The sequence below is a fragment of the Gracilimonas mengyeensis genome (assembly GCF_900182705.1).
Taxonomy (GTDB): domain Bacteria; phylum Bacteroidota; class Rhodothermia; order Balneolales; family Balneolaceae; genus Gracilimonas; species Gracilimonas mengyeensis.
In genome coordinates this window covers 24,905-51,160 of the sequence record NZ_FXTP01000018.1, presented here as the reverse complement: position 1 = coordinate 51,160, position 26,256 = coordinate 24,905, and the positions used below count along the sequence as shown (strand labels likewise).

At 45.6% G+C, this 26,256-nt stretch carries 21 protein-coding genes; 13 read left to right on the top strand and 8 right to left on the bottom strand.

Annotated features, from left to right (window positions below):
* The first annotated feature begins 10 nt into the window (after positions 1-10).
* From FN815_RS17195 to pyrH, 7 genes are all read left to right on the top strand, one after another.
* A complete protein-coding gene (locus tag FN815_RS17195) occupies positions 11-856 on the top strand; it encodes a PASTA domain-containing protein (RefSeq protein WP_142456044.1) in 846 nt (281 codons plus the stop codon).
* Positions 857-863: 7 nt separating this feature from the next.
* Positions 864-1,544: a ribulose-phosphate 3-epimerase gene (gene rpe, locus FN815_RS17190; protein ID WP_142456043.1), complete on the top strand. Its 681-nt coding sequence runs from the start codon at positions 864-866 to the stop codon at positions 1,542-1,544.
* 229 nt (positions 1,545-1,773) lie between these two features.
* Entirely contained in the window at positions 1,774-2,217 is a 444-nt protein-coding gene (gene rplM / locus FN815_RS17185; protein WP_142456041.1) for a 50S ribosomal protein L13, read from the top strand.
* Positions 2,218-2,238: 21 nt separating this feature from the next.
* Positions 2,239-2,625 (top strand): 30S ribosomal protein S9, encoded by a 387-nt coding sequence (rpsI, locus tag FN815_RS17180; RefSeq protein ID WP_142456039.1) that lies wholly within the window; start codon positions 2,239-2,241, stop codon positions 2,623-2,625.
* 216 nt (positions 2,626-2,841) lie between these two features.
* A complete protein-coding gene (gene rpsB / locus FN815_RS17175) occupies positions 2,842-3,714 on the top strand; it encodes a 30S ribosomal protein S2 (protein ID WP_142456037.1) in 873 nt (290 codons plus the stop codon).
* 30 nt (positions 3,715-3,744) lie between these two features.
* Complete coding sequence (tsf, locus tag FN815_RS17170; protein WP_142456035.1) at positions 3,745-4,578, top strand: translation elongation factor Ts; 834 nt, start codon at positions 3,745-3,747, stop codon at positions 4,576-4,578.
* 74 nt (positions 4,579-4,652) lie between these two features.
* Positions 4,653-5,372 (top strand): UMP kinase, encoded by a 720-nt coding sequence (pyrH, locus tag FN815_RS17165; RefSeq protein WP_142456033.1) that lies wholly within the window; start codon positions 4,653-4,655, stop codon positions 5,370-5,372.
* Between the two features lie 39 nt (positions 5,373-5,411).
* On the opposite strand, the gene FN815_RS17160 is transcribed toward pyrH, so the two are convergent.
* The 3 genes from FN815_RS17160 to fsa form a co-directional block, all read right to left on the bottom strand.
* The gene (locus FN815_RS17160) at positions 5,412-5,729 is read right to left on the bottom strand and encodes a nucleotidyltransferase domain-containing protein (protein ID WP_142456031.1); all 318 of its coding nucleotides are present in this window, start codon (positions 5,727-5,729) and stop codon (positions 5,412-5,414) included.
* A 35-nt stretch (positions 5,730-5,764) separates the two neighbouring features.
* Positions 5,765-6,175, bottom strand: coding sequence for a nucleotidyltransferase substrate binding protein (locus FN815_RS17155; protein ID WP_142456029.1), 411 nt, complete (start codon positions 6,173-6,175; stop codon positions 5,765-5,767).
* Positions 6,176-6,371: 196 nt separating this feature from the next.
* Complete coding sequence (fsa, locus tag FN815_RS17150) at positions 6,372-7,034, bottom strand: fructose-6-phosphate aldolase (protein ID WP_142456028.1); 663 nt, start codon at positions 7,032-7,034, stop codon at positions 6,372-6,374.
* 195 nt (positions 7,035-7,229) lie between these two features.
* Between fsa and FN815_RS17145 the strand changes: the two genes are divergently transcribed.
* The 3 genes from FN815_RS17145 (at position 7,230) to FN815_RS17135 (ending at position 14,858) form a co-directional block, all read left to right on the top strand.
* Positions 7,230-8,471 (top strand): efflux RND transporter periplasmic adaptor subunit, encoded by a 1,242-nt coding sequence (locus FN815_RS17145; RefSeq protein WP_142456026.1) that lies wholly within the window; start codon positions 7,230-7,232, stop codon positions 8,469-8,471.
* Between the two features lie 5 nt (positions 8,472-8,476).
* On the top strand, positions 8,477-11,605 hold the full coding sequence (locus FN815_RS17140) for an efflux RND transporter permease subunit (protein WP_142456024.1): 3,129 nt from the start codon (positions 8,477-8,479) through the stop codon (positions 11,603-11,605).
* Positions 11,606-11,669: 64 nt separating this feature from the next.
* The gene (locus FN815_RS17135) at positions 11,670-14,858 is read left to right on the top strand and encodes an efflux RND transporter permease subunit (RefSeq protein ID WP_142456022.1); all 3,189 of its coding nucleotides are present in this window, start codon (positions 11,670-11,672) and stop codon (positions 14,856-14,858) included.
* A gap of 514 nt (positions 14,859-15,372) precedes the next feature.
* Here the strand turns inward: FN815_RS17135 and FN815_RS17130 are convergent.
* Positions 15,373-17,400, bottom strand: coding sequence for a peptidylprolyl isomerase (locus FN815_RS17130; protein WP_185957355.1), 2,028 nt, complete (start codon positions 17,398-17,400; stop codon positions 15,373-15,375).
* Between the two features lie 51 nt (positions 17,401-17,451).
* Between FN815_RS17130 and lexA the strand changes: the two genes are divergently transcribed.
* A complete protein-coding gene (gene lexA, locus FN815_RS17125) occupies positions 17,452-18,108 on the top strand; it encodes a transcriptional repressor LexA (RefSeq protein WP_142456019.1) in 657 nt (218 codons plus the stop codon).
* Between the two features lie 365 nt (positions 18,109-18,473).
* On the opposite strand, the gene priA is transcribed toward lexA, so the two are convergent.
* From priA to FN815_RS17110, 3 genes are all read right to left on the bottom strand, one after another.
* Positions 18,474-20,909, bottom strand: coding sequence for a replication restart helicase PriA (priA, locus tag FN815_RS17120; RefSeq protein WP_142456017.1), 2,436 nt, complete (start codon positions 20,907-20,909; stop codon positions 18,474-18,476).
* 273 nt (positions 20,910-21,182) lie between these two features.
* Entirely contained in the window at positions 21,183-21,551 is a 369-nt protein-coding gene (locus FN815_RS17115; protein WP_142456015.1) for a four helix bundle protein, read from the bottom strand.
* A 35-nt stretch (positions 21,552-21,586) separates the two neighbouring features.
* On the bottom strand, positions 21,587-23,128 hold the full coding sequence (locus FN815_RS17110; protein WP_142456013.1) for a YifB family Mg chelatase-like AAA ATPase: 1,542 nt from the start codon (positions 23,126-23,128) through the stop codon (positions 21,587-21,589).
* A 92-nt stretch (positions 23,129-23,220) separates the two neighbouring features.
* Between FN815_RS17110 and FN815_RS17105 the strand changes: the two genes are divergently transcribed.
* Entirely contained in the window at positions 23,221-23,640 is a 420-nt protein-coding gene (locus tag FN815_RS17105) for a DUF4342 domain-containing protein (protein ID WP_142456011.1), read from the top strand.
* An 88-nt stretch (positions 23,641-23,728) separates the two neighbouring features.
* Here the strand turns inward: FN815_RS17105 and trxB are convergent, their stop codons facing one another.
* Positions 23,729-24,706, bottom strand: a complete 978-nt coding sequence (gene trxB, locus FN815_RS17100; protein ID WP_142456009.1) for a thioredoxin-disulfide reductase — start codon at positions 24,704-24,706, stop codon at positions 23,729-23,731.
* A 301-nt stretch (positions 24,707-25,007) separates the two neighbouring features.
* Here trxB and FN815_RS17095 point away from each other — a divergent pair, with 301 nt between their 5' ends.
* The gene (locus FN815_RS17095) at positions 25,008-26,129 is read left to right on the top strand and encodes a Re/Si-specific NAD(P)(+) transhydrogenase subunit alpha (protein WP_142456007.1); all 1,122 of its coding nucleotides are present in this window, start codon (positions 25,008-25,010) and stop codon (positions 26,127-26,129) included.
* Positions 26,130-26,256 lie beyond the last annotated feature (127 nt).

Here is a 26,256-nt window from a genome sequence, read left to right as displayed (position 1 = left end):
ATTTTAGGGTATGTTTAAAAAATTACTAACCAGCAAATATTTGTATATCGGTCTTTTATCAGTGGCCGTGTTTGGTGCCCTTGTTTTGTTATTGGCGGATAAAGTGATCATGCCTGCCTACACCAACTACAATGAAGGCATCACTGTACCCGATGTAACACGTATTTCTCTAACGGAAGCAGAAAGTATGCTGGGGAAATATGGCCTTCGCTACGAAGTAACGGAACGTCGCGCCAATGCAGCTTACCCTGCTGATTATGTGATTGATCAAAGCCCCGCATCCGAGACTATTGTAAAACCCAATCGCAAGATTTACCTAACCGTTAACACCCAGATCAAACCAAAAGTTGAAGTACCCAAAGTGGTTGAACTATCACTGCGTAATGCGGAACTTCAGTTGCAAAATTATGGACTCACCGTTGGCTCCAAAAGCTATGAGTCTTCAAGATTTAAAAATGTGGTGTTACGGCAGTCTATTCCGGAAGGCTCGATTGTTGATAAAGGTTCGGTTGTGGATTTAGTAGTAAGCGACGGACTCGGAGAACGCATCATTGAAGTACCTGAAATTATAGGCGACCGGCTCCCCACTGCACAGCAAAAACTAAGTGAAGCCGGATTTAGAATCGGAGCTATTCAGTTCCGCCCCACCCGGGATGTAATCCCTAACACCGTACTTGATTACTCTCCCAAAGAGGAACAATTACGAGAAGGAGAAACCCTGGACCTCATTATTTCTGAACGCTATGAAGCTATTGAGCAAAGTGAAGATGGGGCCGTGATTATCGATTCTACCGACCAGCAGTCACAAGAACAACCAGCCGATTCTGTTAATAACCAACCCGACATCAATAATTGACAATTAGATGAATTTTGAACTGCCCGTTCTGGCACCTTCCATTTTAGCAGCAGATTTCACCAAACTGGGAGAGAATATCCAGGATTGTACCAAAGCCGGGGCTTCCTGGATCCATTGCGATATCATGGACGGACATTTTGTACCCAACATCAGTTTTGGTCCTTCGGTAGTTGCAGCGGCTAAAAAGGCAGCGCCCGAAGCCTTTGTTGACGTTCATTTGATGATTGAAAACCCTGATAATTTTGTAGAGGATTTTGTTGAAGCCGGGGCTGATTCCATCACCGTACACTACGAGACTTGCCCCCACTTACACCGAACCATCCAAAATATTAAGAAATACGGGGTGATGGCCGGAGTTGCCATAAACCCTGCCACAACCATCTCAAATATTGAACCTATTTTGGGTGATGCGGATTTAGTACTCGCCATGAGTGTAAATCCGGGCTTTGGCGGCCAAAGTTTTATACCTGCTACCTATGATCGTATTAAAGAACTCGCTCGCATCCGGGATGAGAAGGGCTACAGTTACCTAATTCAAGTGGACGGCGGGGTAAACCTGAGAAATATTACCAAAGTAGCAAAAGCAGGAGCCGAAGTATTGGTAGCGGGCAGTAGTGTATTCCGGGCTGAAGACATAACCACACGCGTTGAAGAACTCACCGAAAAACTTAGCAGCTCTAACGAATAGTCCCGACTCTTTTTTTCAAGTTATTATTATAGAGGCCGATCAGCTTATTCTTCTTGTACATTGGCCTTGTTAATCTTTAACTTTTGTCGAGTCAAGATATAGGGCAGTTGCCCGCATTAACAACGTGGACAACTATTCTTATTTTTCTGCCCTTCTGATATTGAAATCAATCATTTTTTATTCTATCTTGTCAGACTTTCCAATAAGATGAAAATAACAGAGTTTAATCGTGGACACAACAAGTTTTAAAACGTACTCAGCCAAACCCAGCGATATTGAAAAGAATTGGGTGCTCATAGACGCAGAAGATCAACCCCTGGGGAGACTGAGCAGCGTAGTTGCCAGCATTTTGAGAGGTAAGAACAAGCCAACCTTCACTCCGCATATGGATACGGGTGATAACGTGATTGTTATCAATGCCGAAAAAGTGAAACTAAGCGGGAAAAAAATGACGGACAAAACATATTTCCGTCACACCTTCTACCCTGGCGGTGAGAAATTCACTACCGCAGAGGAAGCCTTGGAAAAAGACCCGACATTCTTAGTTACAAATGCAGTAAAAGGCATGCTCCCCAAAAATAAGCTGGCGAGCAAACTGGCTACCAACCTCCGAGTGTATGCCGGACCTGTTCACCCGCATACCGCACAAGAACCAGAAATCATTGAGCTTTAATCCATCCAAATTAACTAGTTAATGGCACAAGCGAATTACATAGGACGAAGAAAAACAGCTACTGCCCGCCTGTATATACAATCGGGAAGCGGCGAAATCCTCGTCAACAACAAACCTATTGAAGAATATTTTCCAGTAAAAGCACGCCGTAACATCGCGCTGCACCCTATGACCGTTACTGAAACGGAAGGGCAGTACGATATCAAAATCACTGTGCGTGGCGGTGGTAGCACCGGACAAGCCGGTGCTATCTCTCACGCTCTTGCACGTGCTTTAGACGGAGAGAACGAAGATTACCATAGCATCCTGAAAGGACACGGATTGCTTACACGGGACGACAGAATGGTGGAGCGTAAGAAGTACGGTCAGCCTAAAGCCCGTAAGAAATTTCAGTTCTCTAAACGATAATTCCGTTATTCGTTATTTGTTAATGGTTATTGGGCTGGAAGCACACGCATCCACCAATAGCCATTATGCATTTAATTGATAACCCACAACAAACTGAATCACACATATGCGGCGACCCTGCGTTTGGTGTTCTGGCGCCGGAAAGTATCCGGAACAGGATTAACGTTCGGGGCAGACCCGCATAGAGGATTAACCTAAACATACATACTAATACACATGCCAAAAGCTGCATCTATCCAAGACCTGCTTAAGTCAGGCGCACATTTCGGTCACCTTACCCGCCGATGGAATCCTAAAATGAAGGAATTCATCTTCATGCAACGTAACGGGATTCACATCATTGACCTGAAAAAAACTCATAAATACCTGCAAGAAGCTCTCGACGAAGTTCAGAAGCTTTCAAGAGCCGGAAAAACTATCTTGTTTGTAGGTACCAAGAAGCAATCTACTGAAATTATCAAAACGGAAGCTCTCCGTTGTGGTATGCCTCATGTAACCCATCGTTGGTTAGGTGGTATGCTCACAAACTTTAGTACCGTTCGCAAAAGCATCTCTCGTATGGAAGATATTGAGCGTATGAAAACAGACGGTACTTTTGAAGAGCTTACCAAGAAAGAGGGCCTGATGCTTCAACGCGAGCAGGACAAACTGAATGATACCCTGGGTGGTATCAAAAACATGGGCCGCCTTCCCGGTGCTATCTTTGTAGTTGATATCATCAAAGAGCACTTGGCTGTAAGTGAAGCCATCAAGCTGAATATCCCCATCATTGCTATGGTTGATACCAACAGTGATCCGGATGTACCTGATTATATCATTCCTTGCAACGATGACTCTGCACGTACTATCCAGTTGGTTGCAACACAGGTTTCCGATGCCATTATTGAAGGTACTGCAGAACGTGAAGCTCAGCAGGAAGAAGACGTAATGGAAAAAGCTGCGGCTGAAGCCAACGAAGGCGATGATTCTGAAACTACCGTTAAAGAAGCCAAAGGTACCCGGTTGCGTTCTCGTCGTAAGAACAAAGACGACGACAATACCAAAGATGCTGCCGACAACGACGGCGACAGCAACGACGAAGAAGAATAATTACAACCTCATAAAACACTATTCAAAATAATGAGCATTTCTGCTGCTGACGTTAAAAAACTTAGAGACATGACCGGAGCGGGCATGATGGATTGTAAAAAAGCTCTCTCCGAAGCAGACGGTGACTTTGACGCTGCCGTTGAACTCCTTCGTAAAAAAGGACAAAAAGTATCTGAAAAAAGAGCCGATCGTGAAGCGAACCAGGGATTGATCCTGAGCCGCATCAGCGACGATAAATCTAAAGCAGCCCTGCTGGAAATTAACTGCGAGACTGACTTTGTAGCTCGTAACGATGATTTCCAAGAAGACGCAGAGCTGTTTCTGAACGCTGCTTTCGATAACGACATCGACAACAAAGAAGAACTACTTGAGCTTGAATTGGATGGCCTCACTGTAACCAAGCGTCTGGAAGAGATGGTTGGTAAGATTGGTGAGAAAATCGAAATCAACAATGTAGTACTTGTTAAAAGTGAAGGAACACTGATCGATTATATCCACCCTGGCAATCAGTTAGGTGTTTTGGTTGAATTTGACGGTGACCTCACTAACGAAGACATTGGCAAAGACGTAGCTATGCAAGTAGCCGCCATGAAGCCACTGTCCGTTACCCGCGATGGCGTTGACAGCACTTTGGTTGAGAAAGAACTGGAAATTGCCAAGGATCAGCTGTTGAATGAAGGAAAGCCTGAGCACATTGCCGAGCAAGCTGCCAAAGGTAAACTGCGTCGTTTCTATGAAGAGCGCGTTTTACTGGAGCAGAAGTTTGTGAAAGACAATGGCGTTTCTGTGAAAGAATATCTGGAACAGAACGATGCTCCGCTGGTTAAGTCCTTCCACCGGCTTCAACTCGGCGAAGACTCTTAAATATTTTCTTTACCTTAAGGCTGTCAGAATTGACAGCCTTTTTTTTGTCTAATAATTATTAATAAAGATTACACGTGGGAAAAAAATACAATAGAGTACTTCTCAAACTCAGTGGAGAAGCTCTTTTAGGAGAACAAGGGCATGGTATTGATGCAGACATTCTAAGCACCTATGCTCAGGAGATTAAAGCCGTACAAGAAGCCGGCGTAGAAGTGTCCGTCGTGATTGGCGGAGGAAATATCTTTCGGGGGGTAAAAGGCGCTACACAGGGCATGGATCGCGTACAAGGTGATTATATGGGCATGCTTGCTACCATGATTAACAGTATGGCCTTGCAGGACGCCCTGGAACAAATCGAAGTACAAACCCGGCTAATGAGTGCCATTCGTATGGAGGCCATTGCCGAGCCATATATCCGCCGTAGAGCCGTTCGCCACCTTGAAAAGGGTCGCGTAGTAATATTTGGTGCCGGTACCGGAAACCCCTACTTCACTACCGATACGGCAGGATCTCTCAGAGCCATTGAAATTGAAGCAGACGTTATCCTAAAAGGAACAAGAGTGGATGGCATTTTTGATTCCGATCCTGAAAAAAACAAAGAAGCCAAGAAGTTTGATCAAATCACCGGGGATGAAGTCCTCAAGCGACGTCTTTCGGTCATGGATCTTACCGCTTTCACCCTTTGCCGTGAAAACGAAACCCCTATTATCGTTTTCAATATGAATAAAAAAGGCAACCTGAAACGCATTGTGGTGGATGGAGAGCCTGTAGGTACTACGGTAATTTGGGATTGAATTGATAAGAACTTGTTAAGTTATTTTCGTGCTTTGGATTTATGTAGAAGTCACTGATTGTTTACTATAAATGCTCTTACCACCACGTTTAATATGCTTAATGAGTTCTTCATTCTGTAAATGATGAAAGAGTGATAGATCTATTTTCCAGGGCAAAAGCAGGTCATCCAGCTCGTTTTCTACTTTTGTTAACTCTCGTTCACTCATATCGTTTCCCCGGATCACCAAGTCAATATCGGATGCTGGTTTAAAATTGCCCTTGGCTCTTGAACCATATAAAATTACTTCTTGAATAGCTTCGTGCTTTTCAAAGCAACCAAAAATTTGTTCCCATACACTTTCTTTTAATCCGTACATAAGAAGACCTTTAAACTTTTTGTGGTGTTGGTCGATTACAATAAGCTTTTCATTTTTTTGCTGAAACTTCTAAAAAGATATATATAAACATTAAATATACTGTCAACAATTTCAGCTGCTGTTATTTCATCATACAAATGTGAGGTCTTATTTCTGCTTTTGATTGTTTCCATCCATGCCTCTCCATCCTCAATGATTTCTTTCTGAAAAGCTTCCCGAAAAGCATCTCTTGAACCGGTTAATCCTGTAATACCCTGATATTCCAGGTAATCCTTCATCACTTTCCAGGCCAATTCCTGAGTATACTCAAACCGTTGTATCACACCTTCTTTCTCTAATTCACTCAATTCATCTGGCGCTCTGGTTTCAACTACATCTGCAAGCTTATCCAATGCTTTTTCATAATTCGAATATCGCTGTTTCCATCTAACATCTTGCTCAGACATAGGCTGTGATTTAAAAATGAATTTTGATGTGTTTCATTAGACAATCAATAAACTTCAATTAACAGTTAGCATAAATCTATAGAAAAATTCTGATACTACCACATAATACAAAAAGGGCGTCAATTGACGCCCTTTTTTCTTCATTAAACTAAGTAAGCCTATAGCTTCTTTAAAAAAAACTACCAGACTAAAGTCATTATTCGTTCTTCAAGCGTTCCTGAAGATCGTCCCAGTCAGCAAGGAAACGCTCCAGTCCGCTATCGGTCAATGGATGCTTAAGCAGACTCTTAATTACGCCAAGTGGCATTGTAGCTACATCCGCTCCTTCTTTGGCACATTCGAGCAGGTGCATTGGGTGACGGATACTGGCTGCAAGCACTTCCGTTTCGTAGCCATAGTTGTCATAAATCTGAACGATGTCGCGTATAAGCTGCATGCCATCCGTAGAAATATCATCCAAGCGTCCCAGGAACGGGGAAATGTAAGTAGCACCAGCTTTGGCAGCAATCAGTGCCTGGGTTGGAGAGAAGCACAATGTACAGTTCGTTTTAATGCCTTCTTCCGTCAGGGTTTTGATAGCTTTGATGCCGTCTTTGATAAGCGGAATTTTTACCACTACATTATCAGCAATAGCAGCATTAGTACGGGCTTCTTCCATCATCTCATCATAGGTGGTAGCAACTACCTCTGCAGAAACATCGCCATCTACGATATCGCAAATTTTGGCAATATGTCCTTCAAAATCTCGTACTCCTACTTTGGCACACAAACTCGGGTTAGTGGTAACACCGTCTAATACCCCGAGGTCGTTCGCCTCTTTGATTTCGTCTAAATCAGCTGTGTCTATAAAAAATTTCATAAGTGAGCAAAAGTTTGGTTTGTGATTAGCATCAAAATAAGGATTCATTTGCATTCATTCATACTGAAAGCCCATTATTTGTTGCTTTTTTTTACAAAAAAAATACGCTCAAAAATAAACTTTTTATTGAACTTAGATGTAGAGCAAAAAGCAGCTTACTAAACCCAATAACTCATTCATCAAAAATATCAGAACGTGAAACAATTATTTGTTCTAACAGCCCTTACCAGCTTACTTATTCTTGGTTGTGGCAACGACAATTCTAACGGAAATCAAGGTGGATTTGGAAACTTTGGCGGTGGTCCCGGGCAACGAGCTACCAGTGTAGAGACGAGTGACATACAAATTGGTACCATTGCCGAGCAAGTACGGTCATTCGGTAATGTGAAGGCCCAAAATGTTGTATCTGTTATACCCCAGGTGAGTAACCGTATCACTGAGATGTATGTTGATCTTGGAGATACCGTACGTCAGGGAGAAGTGCTGGCTAAAATCCATGATGCCACTTTTCGCGACCAATTGGCACAAGCCCGCTCCCAAGTAGCACAGAGCCGGGTAGCTGTTCAACGTGATAGCACCGAGTATGCCCGTATGCAGCAGCTTCGTGAACGGGATTTAGCCAGTGAGTCTGAACTGGATGCCGCTCAAGCCACCTACCAAAGTTCCCTGGCACAGTACGAATCGGCCCGGGCATCGCTGACACAAGCGCTCGAAGATTTTAACAATACGGAAGTAAAAGCACCGGTTCGCGGAGTGATTACGTTACGGGCAATGGAAGAAGGCGACCTGGCAACAACCGGAACTGAAATGTTCCAGATTGCCAGCACAGGTGGGTACGAATCCCGCATTTATTTGCCGGCTGAGGATTGGAGAGCAGTAAAAATCGGGCAGGAAGTAAATCTGAGAAGCTCTAATGAAAGTGATATCAGCGCAAGAGGCGTGGTGTCGAGAAAAAGTCCCCAGCTGGACGCCACAACCGGCTTGGGAGAAGTCGTTATCACCATAACCCAGGCTGGTTCTTCTGTTTATCCCGGTGTACTCACTGAAAACATTGTGAATATTGAAGTGAAGGACCAGGCCATGATTGTGCCCCGAAGTGCCCTCGTGGAACAGGTGGAGACCGTCATCAACCCGGAAACAAACACCATAGATTTAAAGCGCAGTTATTCTGTGTTTGTATCTCGGGGTGATTCTGTGGCCGAGCGCCGAAATTTAACCCTGGGTATCCAACAAGGTGACCGCATTGAAGTATTAAACGGATTGCTGCCTGATGATCAAATTATTGTAACCGGCCAAAATGGGTTGGAAGACGGCGCTCGCATATCTGTAGCCACCGGCGTACAATTCCAGGCCCCTGAGCAACGCCCCATCAATAGCGGCGATGCAGACACGGCCAGCCAGGACGAAACCGCAGCAGATTCAACTTCAAACGAATAAGGACTATGGGATCTTTGTCCAAACTGGCGGTTGACCGTCCAATTACATTTTTGATGAGCACGCTCATTTTGCTGGGCTTTGGTATCTATGGCCTGCAAAATCTGCGGCTTGATTTATACCCCGATGTCTCCTTCCCAACCATCACCGTGTATACCAGTTATGAAGGTGTAGCGCCGGAAGACATCGAAACGCTGGTAACCCGCCCCATCGAAGAAGCGGTGGGCAGTATCAGCGGGATACGCCGGGTACGTTCTCTCTCAAGCCAGGGCGCTTCGGTGGTAAAATTGAATTTTGAGTGGGGAACCGATTTATACGAAGCCGAAAACGATGTCCGCAAGGAATTGGGCTTTGTAGAACGCGCCATCCCTGATGATGCAGAGACTCCTCTGGTATTCTCCTATGATCCCAACCAGGAACCCATCGTGGTTTTGACGGTAACCTCCAACGCACGCAGCCAGAGAGAGTTAAGAACGTACTCGCGTCAAATTCTGGAGCAGCGGCTTGAACGGCTTAACGGTATCGCCTCGGTAGAAACCTCCGGCGGACTGGAAAGACAAATCAATGTTCGCATCAGCAACAACAAGATGCGACAGTTTGATGTAACTATTGCCGATATCTCCTCAAAATTACAGCAGGAAAACATACAGGTACCGGCTGGTCAACTTGCAGAGGGCAATACGATTTATTCGTTGCGTACTATCGGTGAGTTTAAAGATGTGGATCAAATACGCAACACCATCATCACCGTACGAGACGGACAACCACTGCTACTAAAAGACGTGGCTGAAGTGGAAGATGGTATCGAGCAACCCATCGGCAACGTGCGCATTAACGGTGAAAATGGGGTTATTCTGAACGCCTATCGCCAAAGCGATGCCAATGTGGTGCAGGCTGCCAACGCCGTAGTTAACAGCCTGGATGAGATCAAGCAAAGCCTGCCGAATGATATTCAGATTAAAGTGCTCACCAATAAAGCCGACTTCATCGAGCAATCGATCAGTAACCTGCTGCTAACCGGAATTCAGGCTGTTATACTCGTAGTATTGATTCTACTGGCTTTTTTACGCAGCGGACGATCAGCCCTCATTATTGCTATCTCAATCCCGGTATCTATTATCACCACTTTTTTGGTGATGGATTTTGCCGATCTCAGTCTCAACATTATTTCATTGTCGGGGCTTACACTGGCGGTCGGGATGGTAGTGGATGATGCAGTGGTAGTACTGGAAAACATTTTCAGGTTCCGCGAGCAAGGCTCGGATCGTGATGAAGCGTCGGTGAGTGGCGCTAAAGAGGTAGCCGTTCCCGTAGTTGTTTCCACGCTCACCACGTTGGTGGTATTTCTGCCCATTTTGTTTGTGCCGGGTATTGCAGGATTTCTTTTTCGGGATCTCGCCCTCACTATCTCTTTCTCACTGATTGTCTCCTCGCTGGTAGCTCTCACACTCATCCCGCTGATGACCTCACAGTTTTTCAAGGACGGTGTTCAATCTTTTGAAGCGAAAAATAAGATCGCCCGCTTTTTCAGCAATCTCCTGAATCGACTTGAGTCCAGCTATCATCGGCAATTGGATTCCGCCCTTAATAGAAGCGGATTGGTTGTAACCGGAGCCATTGTATTGTTTGTGGCCAGCTTGCCCATTTTCTATTTAATCGGGGGTGAGTTTTTCCCCCGCGTGGATGAAAATGCTTTCACCCTGGAAGTACAGCGCGAACCCGGCGTAAACCTGTTTGAGCTGGAACGCTCCATTGGTCAGGTTGAGTCCATCATCCAGCAAGAAGTGCCCGAAGCCCGCTTGGTAGTATCCGATTATGGGGATAAAGAAGGCATCGAAGGAGCCGACGATCCCGGAGGGTTCACCGGCACGGTTCGGGTAGAACTGGTTCCACAAGACGAACGAAGTCGTTCCCAGTTTGACATCACTTCCTCCCTTCTGAAAGAGCTACAGGTGGTACCTGGGGTAGAAATTCAGGAAGTGATTGTAGATCCATTGAGCCCCGACGGTGAAAATGGATTGATTGTTCAGATTTTTGGCTATGATCCTGAGGTCAAAGAAGATTTAGCTGATGGCGTAAAAGAAAAATTACTGGAAATTGACGGTATCACCAGTGTATTCAGTACGGCTGACCAGGGACGCCCTGAGCTCCGGCTGCAAATGGACCGTGAACGTATATCCCGGGTAGGAATGACGACCAACCAGGTTGCCACTGCGGTAAGTAACGCTGTGAAAGGCAACATTGCTACTGCCTTTGTAGACCAAGGCGTAGAATACGAAGTAGTTGTTGAGCTTTCCGCTCAGGATAAAGCACAGTCGGTGGATTTAGAAAACATCCAGGTGCAAACGCCCGAAGGCGAATGGATGCCTCTGAAAAACCTGGCACGGTTGGAATATTACACAGGTCCTACCAATGTGTTGCGTATCGACCAGGAACGGGTTACCGAAATTACCGCCGAACTTTCAGGCATAGACCTGGCTACTGCTTCAGAAGAAGCACGAGCCATCCTGGATCAGGTAGAATGGCCGGATGAATACCGTTATCAGATCTCGGGTACTGCCGAGGAACAAGCCGAATCCTTTGGCTTCCTGATGATCGCTTTTATGATAGCCGGCATTCTCACTTATATGGTGATGGCCTCCCAGTTTGAGAGCCTGGTTGAACCTTTTATCATCATCCTGACGATTCCTTTGGCCCTTACCGGGGTGTTGTTAATGCTCTGGGTAACCGGGACTTCGATTAGTGTGACCTCGATGGTTGGGCTTATTCTGCTCACTGGTATTGTTGTAAACAACGGGATTGTAATGATTGACTACATCAAAATTTTGCAGGCACGGGGTATTGAGCGGCATAAAGCCATTGCTGACGGCGCCACCCGAAGGTTACGTCCCATTTTGATGACCGCCTTTACCACCATCCTCTCTATGGTGCCTTTGGCGCTGGAACTGGGTTCCGGCTCCGAAACGTGGAGCCCCATGGCCCGGACCGTTATTGGTGGGCTCACTATGAGTACCTTACTGATGCTGTTTGTGGTTCCCTGTTTCTATAAAATCATCAACAGCATGGTTGAGAAAATGGGTTTTGATGCCGTTCATAAAACGGATCCACTTGCAATGCAGGCTGAGGTGGCAGAATGAAAGTATCCCAAAAAGCATTAATCCAATATCTTTCAGGATATTTAAAGTATAACCGAGGTCGGTCATGAAGAAATTTTCGATAGCCGGAGGCATATTAAAGCGCCCCATTACGGTCATTATGATGACGTTGATTGTGATTGGCTTTGGCGTATTTTCACTTACCAATTTAAAGATCACCCTCTACCCTTCATTTAATATACCGGTGATTGCTGTGTCTTCGGGTTACAACAATGTGGCGCCGGAAGACATCAACCGGATTATTGTAGATCCCATTGAAGGAGCCCTATCCGCTATTGAAGGGGTAGAAACGTTGGAAGCCCGCGTAAGCCGCGGTAATGCTTTTGTGATGATGCGCTTGCAGGAAGGCACGGATATACGCAAAACCGAACTGAAGGTCCGTAAAGCCATCGATCAAATTCGGGGCGATTTACCCCAGCAGGCCCAGGAGCCGGTCATCTTCCAGTTTGATCCGGAAAACCGGCCCATCATGCGTTTGAGTATTGACGCCGAGAATCGCGGGCTGGATGAGCTGCGTAACATTGGACTGGAACTGGTAGAAACCCGCTTAGAACGCATCGACGGGCTGGCCTCAGCCGAGACCCAAGGCGGACTGGAACGGCGCATCTACATCGATGTCTCGCCCATGTCGCTAGCTCAGCACAACCTGGTTCCCGCCGACATTGAAGGTGCTTTACGATCCAACAACGTGCAGTTGCCTATTGGCAATGTGGTAGCCGATAAAATCAACTATAGTGTGCGGGCTGAATCCACCTATCAAACCGTAGAAGAAATAGCCAATACCATTGTTACCATTTCCGAAAACGATATTCCCATTCGGGTTAAAGATGTTGCGGAAGTAAGCGATGACTTCACTGAAATTACCAGCCTTGTGAAAGTAAATGGGAAAAATAGTGTATCGGTAGATGTGCAAAAAAGCTCGGATGCCAACACCCTCGATATTGTAAATGCGGTGAAGGAACTCATCCCCGAAATAAACGAAATCTTACCTCCCGGCGTAACACTTAGAGTCCTTTCGGATGAGGGAAAAACAATTGAAGATTCCATCAATAATTTATCACAGTCAGCCCTGGCTGCCCTGATCGTGGTAATTGTGGTAATCTTATTGTTCATGGGAGGCTGGCGCATATCACTGGTTGTGGCTTCCTCCATTCCCGTATCCATTGCGGCAAGTTTTGCGGCCATGTACGCGGCAGATCTTACCCTAAATATTTTAACCATCTCTGCGCTGGCACTCGCCATTGGTCTTTTGGTTGATAACTCCATTGTGGTAACCGAAAGTATTGCGCGAAAATTAGAGGAAGGCTTACCACGCTTTCAGGCCGCTCTACAGGGAACCAATGAAGTAATTGGCGCACTTTTCGGCTCCACCCTCACCACGCTCGGTGTATTCGTCCCCATCATCCTGATTTCAGGAACACAGGGAGCTTTCTTCCGGGAGTTTGCTTACACCATCTGTTTTGCCATCGGGTTTTCCTTTTTGTCCTCCATTATCCTGGTACCCGTTATTTCACTGTTAACCCTTGAAGCCTCACAGTTCAATAAAAAGAATCTGGCTTTTAAAGGTATTGCCAAACTGGAGCGTGGATATACCAAAGTTTTGGGATGGCTCTTCCAGCATAAATGGATTCCCCTGCTGGGGATGATTGCCATTGCGGCCGGCACTTTTTTCTTGTACAGCAACATTCAAAAATCAGGATTTCCAGAAGCCGATTCCGGTCAGATTGATATCGACATAAGTCTTCCTGAAGGCAGTCAGCTGATCAAAACGGCCGCCGTGATGGAAGATTTCAGCCAGCATGTAAGTGAGATACCAGAGGTTGAAACCATCATCACTAACATCGGGCGCAGCCGCTGGAATGCTCAAAGCAATCGGGGAGAAATTAGCCTGACGCTGGTACCTGAAAGTCAGCGAGAACAAACCACCAATGATTTTGCCGTTAAACTCCGCAACGAACTTACAGCCCCCGGCGTGGATGTGAGAGTACGTGTAGAAGGCGGCGGATTGCGTTTTGGCCGGGGCTGGGACTCCGGGAGCAATCGTATTCGCCTGAGCCTCATCGGTCCGGAAATTGAACAGCTGGTAACCATCTCCAATAAAATTGAAGCCAAACTGCTGGAAGACCCTACCGTTATCTCCGTGGATAATGGCTGGACTGATCCAACCCCGGAACTCCATTTCTATCCAGACCGCGTACGTTTGGGGCTGCTGGGAGCTAACCTGAACACTGTAGCCGGAAACCTCCGCACCCAAACGCTGGGCAATCAGGCCGGTTATTACATTGATGAAGGGCGAGAAATTCCCATCGAAGTGCGCACCCAAAAACAGGCTTTAACCAGTCGTGAAGAATTGTTTGATCTGGAGGTATTACAATACGAAGACCAGCGCGTGCCCGTACAAGCCGTGGGTGAATTCGTACCCACACGTGGCGTCGATTCCTTTCAGCGCCGTGACCGGGAAACTATTTTAGATGTAAACATTCAGATTCAGGGAAATGCGTTGGAGTATGAACCGATAGTTCGTGAGTATTTACAAAATGAGGTCATTCTACCCGAAGGCTATCGCTATGAATTTACCGGGGGTACCCAGGAGACTCAGCAGGGACAAAGTGAATTCGGTTTTGCCTTGATCGCGGCCTTGATTCTGATGTTTATGATTATGGCTTCCCTGTTTGAAAACTTCCGTGATCCATTCGTGATCTGGCTTTGTATTCCGTTGGCCATGTTTGGTGCCATTGCCTTTTTATATTTGATTGGTGATCCGCTAAGTACCACGGCCAACATCGGGATATTTATGCTGGTGGGAATCATTGTAAACAATGGCATTGTGCTGGTGGATTATATGCACTTATACACCAAAGGCATCAAATACGATCTATTGAATCGAAAATCCGTCCATTGGAAAAACCTGTTTATTCCCGTGTTTTTCTGGAAAGAGAAGCCAACCGTGAAGGATTCAGAATTGCTTGAACACCTCCTGGAAGCTTGCCGCCGACGTATGCGTCCTATTCTGCTCACAGCCATCACTACCATTTGCTCCATGATCCCGCTTTCACTGGAAATTGGCTCAGGGGCCGAAACGTGGTCGCCGCTTGCCAAAGCAGTTATTGGCGGGTTGATGTTTGGTTCCATTCTTACCCTGTTCATCACCCCGGTACTCTCTGTATCACTGAGTATGACGATTGAGTGGTTCAAGGAGTTGTTTCGTAGCCGGAAGACTGCTGTGGAAGGATGATTAGGTTGGCTGTCAGCTTTCAGGCTTCAGCTGTTAGTTTTTTGCCATGGTTAAACTGAAGAAATTGAACGCGGATGCCACAGATTTGGCGGATAATTTCAGAAGGGTTTAAGGAACTGTAAATCAATTACCATTCGCCCACCCCACGTATCCGTGTTCTATTTTTGCCCCGTTCCACACACTCTGCGTTGGAACGTAGTAATGTTTAACTACTGACTCTTCAGGTGCATAATTTATGGATAGAAGTCACCATCTCACATCCCCCTGCCCCGAGTGGTCGGGGGCGAGCTGATTTTCCGGTCCCTCTTCCCCGATTGGTCAGGACAGGCTAAAGAGGGACTTTTTCCATGCATGGCTAGTAAAAATGCTCTTTTTAATACCAGAATTTAAAACCATTAGTAATGCAGTATGCGATGATTCTCCCTTCGAAGGGAGACCGGTTGAGAGCTTCAGCTCGAAACCAGAGGGATGTACGGTGGTGAATCTGGCCTACAATTGTGCAATCAAACCAAACTTATTCTTCGGTAATCTCCCACCACGCATCAAGCACTTTATCACCTACCACAATTCTATCCACGGCTTCCATACCTTCGGTCACTTCTCCGATTACCGTGTAACGACCGTTTAGATGCGGAGCCCAATCATGCATGATAAAATACTGGCTGCCCTCGGTGTCAGTGCCGGCACTGGCAATGCCTACCACGCCCCTACGGTATTGTTTTGTGGACGCTTCCGTAGGTACCACAAAATCAGGACCACCAAAACCATCACCGGTTTCTACATCTCCACCCTGTACCACAAAATTGGGCACCACACGGTGAAACGCCACATTATCATACGCATCGGCTCGGGTCAAACTATCAATACCTGAGATAGTAGCCGGGGCCGAAAGCACATCCATTTTTATGCGAATGGTATCCTCTTCCATTGCCAGTGCCCAGGTCGGTTCATAGCCCAACTCCCCCAGACGAGCCCAGTCAGGTTCCCGAAATTCAGGCCGGTTTTCTGCCACAGGCACATCCCAACCCTGTTGATTCAATGTGCTGTTAAGCGCCGGATTCCCCTGTTCCGCCCAATCATCAATCAAGCTACCGGCTTCCTCTTCAAAATGATCATGCAACAATTGCCCAAAAGCTTGATAGACCTCTACATCCGCAGGCAAAGAATAACCGGACATCAGCTCTTCAATTCGTTCAAAATCTTCTGCTTCAATCAGTTCCTCATCATTCCAGACCTGCACTACCAAATAGGTTATAGATCGGTCGCCTCGTTCCAGCAAACTGGTTAATACCTCTCTCACTTCTTCCCGATTATCTGCAGCATTCTCATCCTGATTCCACCGATTCGCTAACACATTGATTGCAGCCACCGCTTCCATACGATCATCACTTTCAGCATACTCAGAGAGCATTGCTAAAAATTCATCTCCGGATGTTTCATTAGCATACACGCCTAATTTTTTGGGGAGCAGATATACATTGCCATCTGCCAACTCATCCGCAACCTGCAGGTGCTCACCGGCATCACTCATCGCCAGTAATCCAGAGAGTTGAACTGTGGCTTCTTTTTCTTGATTCTCCAAGATCTCGCTCACAATTATCTCATCAAAAGCATCCGGTTTTTCGGGATGATTTCGAATTTGCTCCAAGGCCGTGATGTTCACCACCGGGTTATCATGCTGCATGAGCAAGGTGTAGGTGTTCGCCAGTTTTTCGCTCCAATCCAGTTTTGATGTCAATTGTGCCAGCTCTACTGCCAGGCGCACATCCATCGTATCAACCCCCTCAATATTCAACCTGTCAAAAGTCCATGCTGCATCGCTGTTCATGGCAATGCGCAACACATATTGCTGGATGCGGGGATTCCTGGACCAATCATAACTGTCCCATACATTTTTCAACAACTCCTGACTTTCAATCGCCTCCCCTGATCGATACAAGCCATAGAAATAAGCCTGAAAGAGCTCTTCCTCATCGGTAATGGCTGCGTACTTCAGAATGCTATTTTGACTCAAAGCGGGAATCTCATACTCCATGCTCAACCTGCTGATCGCCAAAGCCGATTCAAACTCATGGGCTTCATCGATGATGTTATCAAAATTACTGACCAGCATATCCAGTGATTCCTGGTTTCCTTGTCGTCCCAATACGGTGCTAATACCCGGCCGCATGGCTACTCGTTGATCCCACAAAGTGTGCAACCGTTGTAACTGACCATCATTCAAATCTTTCATACTCAATGCCATCCAGCCCTCTGTGGTATTACTGTATTGAACCTGGGTTAGGAAAGCATCCACATCTTCTACCGGGGTACTGATGAGTGCCCTCCAGGCTTGCTCACGGATGAATTCATCAGGGGAATCAACATAGGAAAGCAATGAATCCGCATCGCGCGAAAAAACATGGGTGTAAAGCTCGGGATAGTCCTCAGTGAGTAGCCGTGAGTATGCGCTCTCTTTTTTGCATGAGGTGAATGTGAGCATCAGAATGCCCATACCCAGAAATCCGCACATATTTTTCACACACTTTCTATTGAACTTCATCAACAAACTCCTTTTATTACACATGTTTTATACATTAATAAACTTCTAGCCATGGATAATGCACATTTAACGCGCAAACAGCACGAATTTTTCACCTTTATTGTAGAATACAAAAAGGAACATGAAGTGTGGCCCACCTATCGTGAGATAGCCGACCATTTTGGGTATGCATCGCCCAACAGCGTCACCCAAAATATACAGGCGTTATTGAAGAAAGGCTATTTGGTTAAGCGGGATGATGAGGAATACGATCTCCCCGAAGAAAAGAAAAGTCTGCTCGGGGAAACTGAAGAAAAAGAAGGCATACCCGTTCGTGGCCTCATTGCGGCCGGAAGTCTGCAGGAAGCGGTTGAAGCTAATTTAGGAAGTATCACTATGGATACGCTCTTTCCTGATCTTGAAGACCTTTTTGCCCTGCGCGTTACCGGTTTTAGTATGAAAGACGTGGGCATTTATGACGGTGACTTTGTGCTATTAATGGACACCGATGTAAAAAATGGCGATATCGGAGCGGTGCTTTACAATGGAGAAACCAGCCTCAAGAAGATTTACTGGGATGATGATGGCCTTCGATTGGAACCGGCAAATCCTGAGTATGAGGATATTTTTATTGAGCCGGATTTATTTGAAGAAGTACGCATTATTGGTAAATACATCGGCCATGTAAACCGTCAGGGCTTCCAGCGGGCCGTGCCTAAAGTAGCCTGATTTTTTAGTAATTTTAGCCCTTGGCTCCAACACCTCTCACAGCCAATCAGGAACAGCTGATTGGCTGATCTCTCCTCAAGGAGAGACTTTTTGGTTTTGTAATACAAAGTATCAGTTATAATAAGGTAAAGAACATGAATTCCACCTTGATAAAGTCCTCCCTTGAGGGAGGTGCCCGGTTTTGGCTCGCCAAAACCGGCGGAGGGTGTTCGTGGCCAAAGTTCGATTCTTTTGTTTAACTCGCAGGCTCGTTACTTAGCTCCTCTTTCCTAACCTTTTCTCAAAAGCAGATGCACCCCACTTTAGAATAATCCACTTCTATATCAAAACACCTTAACACTGTCATACTATAACACCGTAACACCCTAATTAATCGCATCCACATTCACGTTCACCCGCACTGAGCCAAACTTACCTTTCACATCAGCTTCGTACACTTCCATCGTTTTATCCACTAAAGCCTCGATATAGCGCGCACCTCGCTCGGGTTCTATTTTGAGTGTAACCTCCCAAATAAACTTTTTATTCATCCAGGGGATGGCTGCCGGAGAAGGTCCCAAAACCGGAATATCTGGCACCACTCGCTCCGCTGAGTTTTTAAGGGCATGTGCCGCCATGTTTACTTCATGACCCTTAGTTGATTTAAGCTCAAAACGTATCAATCGTGAGAAAGGCGGGTAATACAACGGTTTCCGAAACTCCATCTCCTGCCGGGCAAAACCGCGGTGATCGTGTTTCTTGGCAAAAATAAGGGCAGAATTATCGGGCTGTCGCGTTTGCAAAAATACAGTTCCCGGCTTCTCTCCCCTTCCCGATCGTCCCGAAACCTGGCTTAACAACTGATACATGCGTTCGGTAGCCTGGAATGACGGAAAAGCAAGTTCGGTATCTGCATTTACTACCCCAACAACCGTTACGTTTGGGAAATCGAGCCCTTTGGCCACCAGCTGGGTACCAATCAGGATGTCTGCTTTGCCCTCGCCAAACTGCTTCAGGATATTTTCATGTGCACCTTTTCGGGATGTAGAATCCCGGTCAAAACGAATGACATTTGCATTGGGAAATAGATCGTCCAGCTGCTCTTCAATATTTTGTGTACCTGAGCCCTGAATCGTCAGGTTTGATGAACCACAGTTTTCACACTGGGTATCCTTACGGCGAGAGTAGCCCGTATAATGATCCATTAGCAGGTTTTTTCGCTTGTGATAAGTCAGACTCACCGAACTCTCTGGGCTTTCAGGGATGTGTCCACAATCCTCACATTGCAAATAACTGGCGTACCCACGGCGGTTGTATAGCAGAATAATTTGCTCGTCTTTATCCAGTGCCTCTTCCATTGCCATAAACAATGGAACTGCCAGTTCTCCGCGCATGGCTCCTTTATACTGTTTCAAATCCAACACTTTTACTTCGGGAAGTTTAGCGTTGGCATGGCGTTTATTCAGTTCCAGCATCGTACATTTTTTTTTGGCTGCCATATTCAGCGCCTGCATGCTGGGGGTGGCAGATCCCATGATCACTACGGCATCATTCATTTGAGCTCGCATGATGGCTGTTTCGCGCGCATGATAGCGTGGCGCCGGATCCATTTGCTTGTACGAGCTATCATGTTCTTCATCCAGGATAATCAACCCAAGATTCTGAACGGGTGCAAAAACAGCAGAGCGAGGACCGATGGCGATGTTCTTTTTTCCGGAATAAAGATCTTGCCAGGCTTGCAAGCGTTGCCTATTGGTCATGCGACTGTGAAGCACGGCGATTTCATCCCCAAAAATGCGATAAAAGCGCGATACCGTTTGAGGGGTCAGCGCTATTTCCGGTACCAGTACGATGCCTCCCTTTCCACTTTCGATGACCTTTTTCAGGGCATGGATGTATACTTCGGTCTTGCCACTTCCGGTAATACCGAATAACAAATAATTGGCAAATTTTCCGTCAGAAAGTGATTCGTTTATTTCTCCAAAAGCAGCTCTCTGCTCATCGTTAAGGGATTTAATGGAGTCCGGTTCATGATCCAGATGCTCCATTTCGTTTTTCTTTTCCACCTCCCTGTAGGTGATCCACCCTTCATCCTGTAATTTCTTGAGGGTATAGGAAGTGAACACCGAATCATCCGGAATCTCGGACTGACGGATAGGGAGTTCTTCAGCAATATGGGCCAGGGCAGAAGTCCATTTTAGATCCTCATTTACTTCCTCACTTTCCAAAAAGGTACGGGCTTTTTCTTCATTCTTGTCATTGGCCCAAATCCATTCCCGCTCTGTAGCTACCGTCACCTTCATATCCGGTTCTTCCCAAATCTCGATCTTTTTGTCTTTTAGCAGTTTCGAGAAGACTTTATTCAGGCCAGTGCCTTTCCACCTCTTTTTCGCTTCATTCAGTGTAGTTTTATTTGCCTGTAGATCCTCAATGATTTCTTTCTGATCTTCATTGAGCTGCTCCTGATTCAAATCATCAGCAATATTCAGATATTTACGGGATACAAAGTTAAGTCCGGCCGGCAATGCAGCTTGAATGGTCTCCCCCCAGCTGGCGTAATAAAATTTGGAAATCCACTGGGTAAGATCGAGGAGTTCTTCGGAAAGCAAAGGTTCCTCGTCCAAAACCTTGCGTACCGGTTTGGTTTTAAAGGATGGTTTTTGCTGATGCACATTCACAATCACCCCAATAGCGTAGTAGTTGCGAAAGGGAATCCACACACGTTGCCCTTGCTGAACGGAGCTATCCAGCTCATCGGGCACATGGTAAGTAAACTGCTTCCGCACGGCCGCAGGAAGGGCTACATCAACAAAAATGGGCAAAATGATTTTCTGATCTTGGAGTTAAAATGGATGGAAAGCTTATCCAATTTCAGCGCTTCAGTCAACCGTTTTTATATTTTATAGCACCAGCCACAGGTACATCAAAATAATGAGTACAGGCAAACTGAAAACCAATCCACCTTGCCAATATGCTGTTCGTTTTTTCATAATGATTCTCTCTTTTGTTATATCAATCTTATAAGTGTACCTACTAAAATGTTCCCATTAGTTGAATATCGAATATTGAACAGAGGAATATTGAATATCGAAGTACTATTTTTTATCCATATTCCCCTTAGTAGTTTGAATACTCTTCACAAAAATTGAGATCAATTCTTCGCATTCTTTTAATGTTTTATTAAGAATAGGATCCGTTAGTAGCGGTTTTCTTTGAATTATTTTCATATTTGTTGATGACTCCCTTAATTCTTTTAAACCTATTTTTAGCTTATGAACAAAATCTTTCCTGGATTCTGCACTTTTCGCTTCTGAATAGTGAAAAGCAGGGGAAGTACCACAACGCACCAATTGCTGACTTAAATGCTTACCTATGTATGTTTTAGGAAGCTTTTCACTTACTTCCAACGTGTTTAAAGCAAATTGAATCAGCCGTTCTTCCAGATCAAATTTTTTATAATTCATTATTCAATATTCCTCTGTTCAATATTCGATATTCTCTAACCAAGCCACCCTTCTCTGTCCAAACTTCGGTACTGTATGGCCTCCGCTACGTGATTGGACTTGATGGTTTCGGAATGATCGAGATCGGCGATGGTGCGGGATACTTTGAGGATGCGATCGTAGGCACGGGCAGAGAGTCCTAGGGAAGTGATTGCTTTCTTGAGAATTTTAGAGCCAGCTTCATCCAGCTTGCACACCTTGCGGACCATCCGCGTGCTCATCTGCGCATTGCTGTATACGCCTTTCATCCCCATAAACCGCTGCGACTGTACTTCCCGGGCACCGACCACTCGCTTACGAATATCTGCCGAAGACTCTCCTTTAGCCTTACCCGAAAGTTCTTCATAACTCACCTTATGAACTTCAATATGTAAGTCTATCCGGTCTAACAACGGACCGCTGATTTTGCTAAGGTACCGTTGCATCTGCATGTTGGTGGTGCCGCTCATATCATTAGGATCATACCAGTCGCCCCCAGGCGAGGGGTTCATAGAGGCCACCAGCATCACCCGGCTAGGATAAGTAACACTCATGCGTGCCCGAGATATCGATACAAAACCATCCTCCAGCGGCTGGCGCATCACCTCCAGTGCACTCCGCTTAAACTCCGGCAGTTCATCTAAAAAAAGCACTCCATTGTGTGCCATCGAGATTTCACCCGGCATGGGAATACTACCTCCTCCCACCAAGGCCACATCCGAAACGGTGTGATGCGGCGACCTAAACTGCCGCCTTGTAATTAGCGCCTTGCCTGATTCCAATATCCCTGAGACTGAATGGATCTTAGTTGTTTCAAGGGCTTCGTCCAAAGTCAGCGGAGGCAAAATAGTTGGAATGCGCCGGGCCATCATGGTTTTTCCGGAGCCTGGCGGACCGACCATAACAACATTATGGCTTCCTGCCGCTGCAATCTCCAAAGCCCGTTTCACATTTTCCTGCCCCCGCACATCACTAAAATCCAGAGGGTTATGCTTTCCGTTTTGGTGAAAATATTCGTGCACGTTACAGTGCAAAGGCTCCATACTTCCGCGGTTTTCGAGCCAATCTTTTACCTGGTTCAGATGCTCAAAAGGAAATACTTCCAATTCCTCGACCACTGCCGCTTCACCACCGTTTTCTTTGGGTACTACCAGGTATTTGAATCCTTTCTTTGCTGCCTCTACCGCCACCGGTAACACGCCCTTAACGGGACGAATTTTTCCGTCTAACGCTAATTCTCCAAGCATCACGGTTTCATCCAGCTTATCGGTATGTAGCTGTCCTGACATATTCAGAATCCCAATCGCAATTGGTAAATCGAAGCCATTGCCTTCTTTGGGCAGATCGGCAGGTGCAAGGTTAGCGGTAATTCTTCCCAACGGATAGTAGGAACCAGTATTTCGTATGGCAGCTTCTACCCGGTCTCGTGATTCTTTGACGGCCCGGTCTGGCAAACCCACCAAGAAAAATTTTACCATCCCGTTGGTATGATGGGTTTCAACATCGATGATTTGAGCATCCACCCCGACAGTGGATGCGCAATATACCCGTGAAAGCATAGTTTGTACCTGAATCTTTTATATTATCTTTACGTAGTTAGAGCGGTGAGAAAGCAATTCCTTACAAAAAATTTTCACAAACGGTAGAAATCATGAAGAAAGAAGACGCAAAAACCAAGGCCAAAACCATTTACGAAGAAATCCAGGGCGGCGTAAATGAAGTCATCAAACAAATTCGCAAGCTTATCAAGGAAGGCAGTGCCCGCAAGCTCATCATTAAGAACAAAGAAGGCGAAGTCAAATTCGAGACCAATCTTACCGTAGGTGTCGGTGGTGTTACTTTAGCTGCAGCTATGGCACCGGTTATTTCTGCCATTGGGATGTTCGCCATGTTCATTAATGATTACCAAATCATTGTAGAACGCGAAGTCACCGACGAAGATGAATACTCCGTAGATGCTGAAATTATTGATATTGAAGATGAAGAGGAGGAGGAAGAATCCTCAGAAACGGATTCAGATTCCGAAGAAAAAGAAGAGAAAACGGTAGGAAAGAAAAAGGATGAAAAGTGAATGGGTGATATAGTAATAAAGTGATATAGTGATTTATCAGGTTTAAACCGACACTACCACTATATCACTAAATCACCATATCAATACTCTACTTCCAGTGGGATTCGGCAATGGCTTCTTTGCTTTCCAGCTCGCCGAGATAGCGTTCAGCATCAAGAGCAGCCTTACATCCGGTGCCTGCAGCAGTTACTGCCTGGCGATAAACCGCATCCATCGCATCTCCACAGGCAAAAATACCCGGAAGATCGGTCTCTGTTGATTGTCCTTTTGTTTTAATATAACCGACATCATCCATCTCAACTACGCCTTTAAACAAGTCCGTATTGGGCTTATGACCGATGGCTACAAATACACCGGTTACATCATCAAGGGTAATAACTTCATCGGTGTTATTATTTTTAATTTTCACACCTTCTACTACCTTATCGCCCAGCACTTCTACCAGCTCGCTGTCCCACATGAATTCAATCTTCTCATTGTTGAATGCACGGGTTTGCATGGCTTTAGAAGCACGTAGCTCATCCCGGCGATGTACCACGGTTACCTTGCTGGCAAACTTGGTGAGAAAGGTTGCTTCCTCCATTGCGGTATCACCACCGCCTACAATAATTACGTGCTGATCGCGGAAGAAAGCCCCGTCACAGGTAGCACATGCTGATACACCTTTACCACGCAACTTTTGCTCACTTTCAAGATGCAGCCATTTGGCTGAAGCACCCGTTGAAGCAATAATGGCATGCGCATATACTTCCGTTTCTTCATCAACCGTAATTTTGTACGGCTGCTTGCTGAAGTCAATATCTGTTACATATCCGTAGCGGCAGTCGGCTCCAAAACGGGTAGCTTGTTCGCGGAAATCCTGCATCATCTTAGGTCCCATCACCCCTTCCGGATAACCGGGAAAATTTTCCACGTCGGTGGTGGTCATAAGCTGTCCACCAGGTTCCGGCCCTTCAAATACAATGGGATTTAGGTCGGCACGGGCTGCATATAGGGCGGCGGTAAGTCCAGCCGGACCACTACCTACGATCACAACCTTAAATGTTTTTCCTGCAATATCTTCCATAATACTAAATTGACTTTGTTTGATTTTTCGACTGTAATAATACGGTTTTATCAGACAAATATATTTCTCAAAATATCTATGGTTTAGATAGAGCTCACTTATCCATGATTCATATAGTTTTCACAATTATCAACTATATCAATCACCAAACTGCTTTTTTAAAGGGCTTTTAAGCACAAGTCAAACACACATAAGCAATGAAAGATTATAATTTTTGTAAAAAAGCGCTCCCATTTAAGTTTGCGATTAACTTTCATTTCAGTATGTTATTTGCCGAAACGTTTTTAACGGAGGATATAAAGTGATAGTTGGAGTACTAAAAGAAACAGCGGAACATGAACGCCGGGTTGCACTTACCCCGGAAGTGACCGCACAGTTAGTTAAACAAGAACTGGAAATTTGGGTTGAAGAAGGCGCCGGTTTGGGGTCTAACTTTCCGGATGCAGAATATGAAGAATCCGGGGCTAAAATTGCAGAAAGCCGGGATAAGGTACTTTCGGAGTGTGATATTCTGCTGACCATCCAAACTCCCGATGAAGCCGATATTAAGAAGCTTAAGAAAGGCGCCATTCTTATCTGTTTCCTTTGGGCCTTGCAGCATCCCGAATTAGTAGAATTGCTTAAAGAGCAAGGCATTACGGGTATGGGCATGGATGCCGTACCGCGCATATCCCGCGCACAAAATATGGATGCCCTTTCCTCCATGAGTTCTATCGCCGGATACAAATCAGCCCTGATTGCTGCTAACGAACTGGACAAATACCTCCCAATGATGATGACCGCAGCAGGCACCATCCCCCCAGCTAAAACCCTGGTACTGGGAGCTGGAGTGGCCGGGTTGCAAGCTATTGCGACTCTGCGTCGTCTTGGAGCTGTAGTAGAAGCCTTCGACATCCGCCCGGAAGTAAAAGAACAGGTGGAAAGCTTGGGAGCCAAATTTGTAGAAGTAGAACTGGGTGATGACGAGACCCAAACCGAAGGCGGTTATGCCAAAGAACTTGACAAGAGCAAGCAAGAGCTACAGCGAGAGGCTATTCATAAGCATGCCAGGAAATCGGATATCGTAATTACCACAGCACTTATCCCTGGTCGACCTGCGCCTATACTTATTACTGAAGAAATGGTGAAAGATATGGCCCCCGGATCGGTGATTGTGGATATTGCCTCTGAAAATGGAGGTAACTGCGAACTTACCGAACACGGCAAAACGGTAGAAAAATATGGGGTGAGTATCGTTGGTCCATACAACCTGCCCAGCCAGCTTTCTCTGCATGCCAGTAAGCTATATTCCAAAAATATGGTTGCTTTGCTGAACCTGCTGCTCGAAGACGGCAAGCCGAACTTCAATTTTGAAGACGAGATTATCAAAAACACCACCATCACCCATCAGGGCGAAGTAATAAGCCCGATGCTTAAAGAATAGCGAATATTGAATATTCAATCGTGAATATCGAAGTATTCGTCTAAACAAATTTTTTGAATTGAATCAGATAACCATGTATTGAGCAACTTATTGATTAGTTCGTTATTCAATATTCCTTGTTCAATAT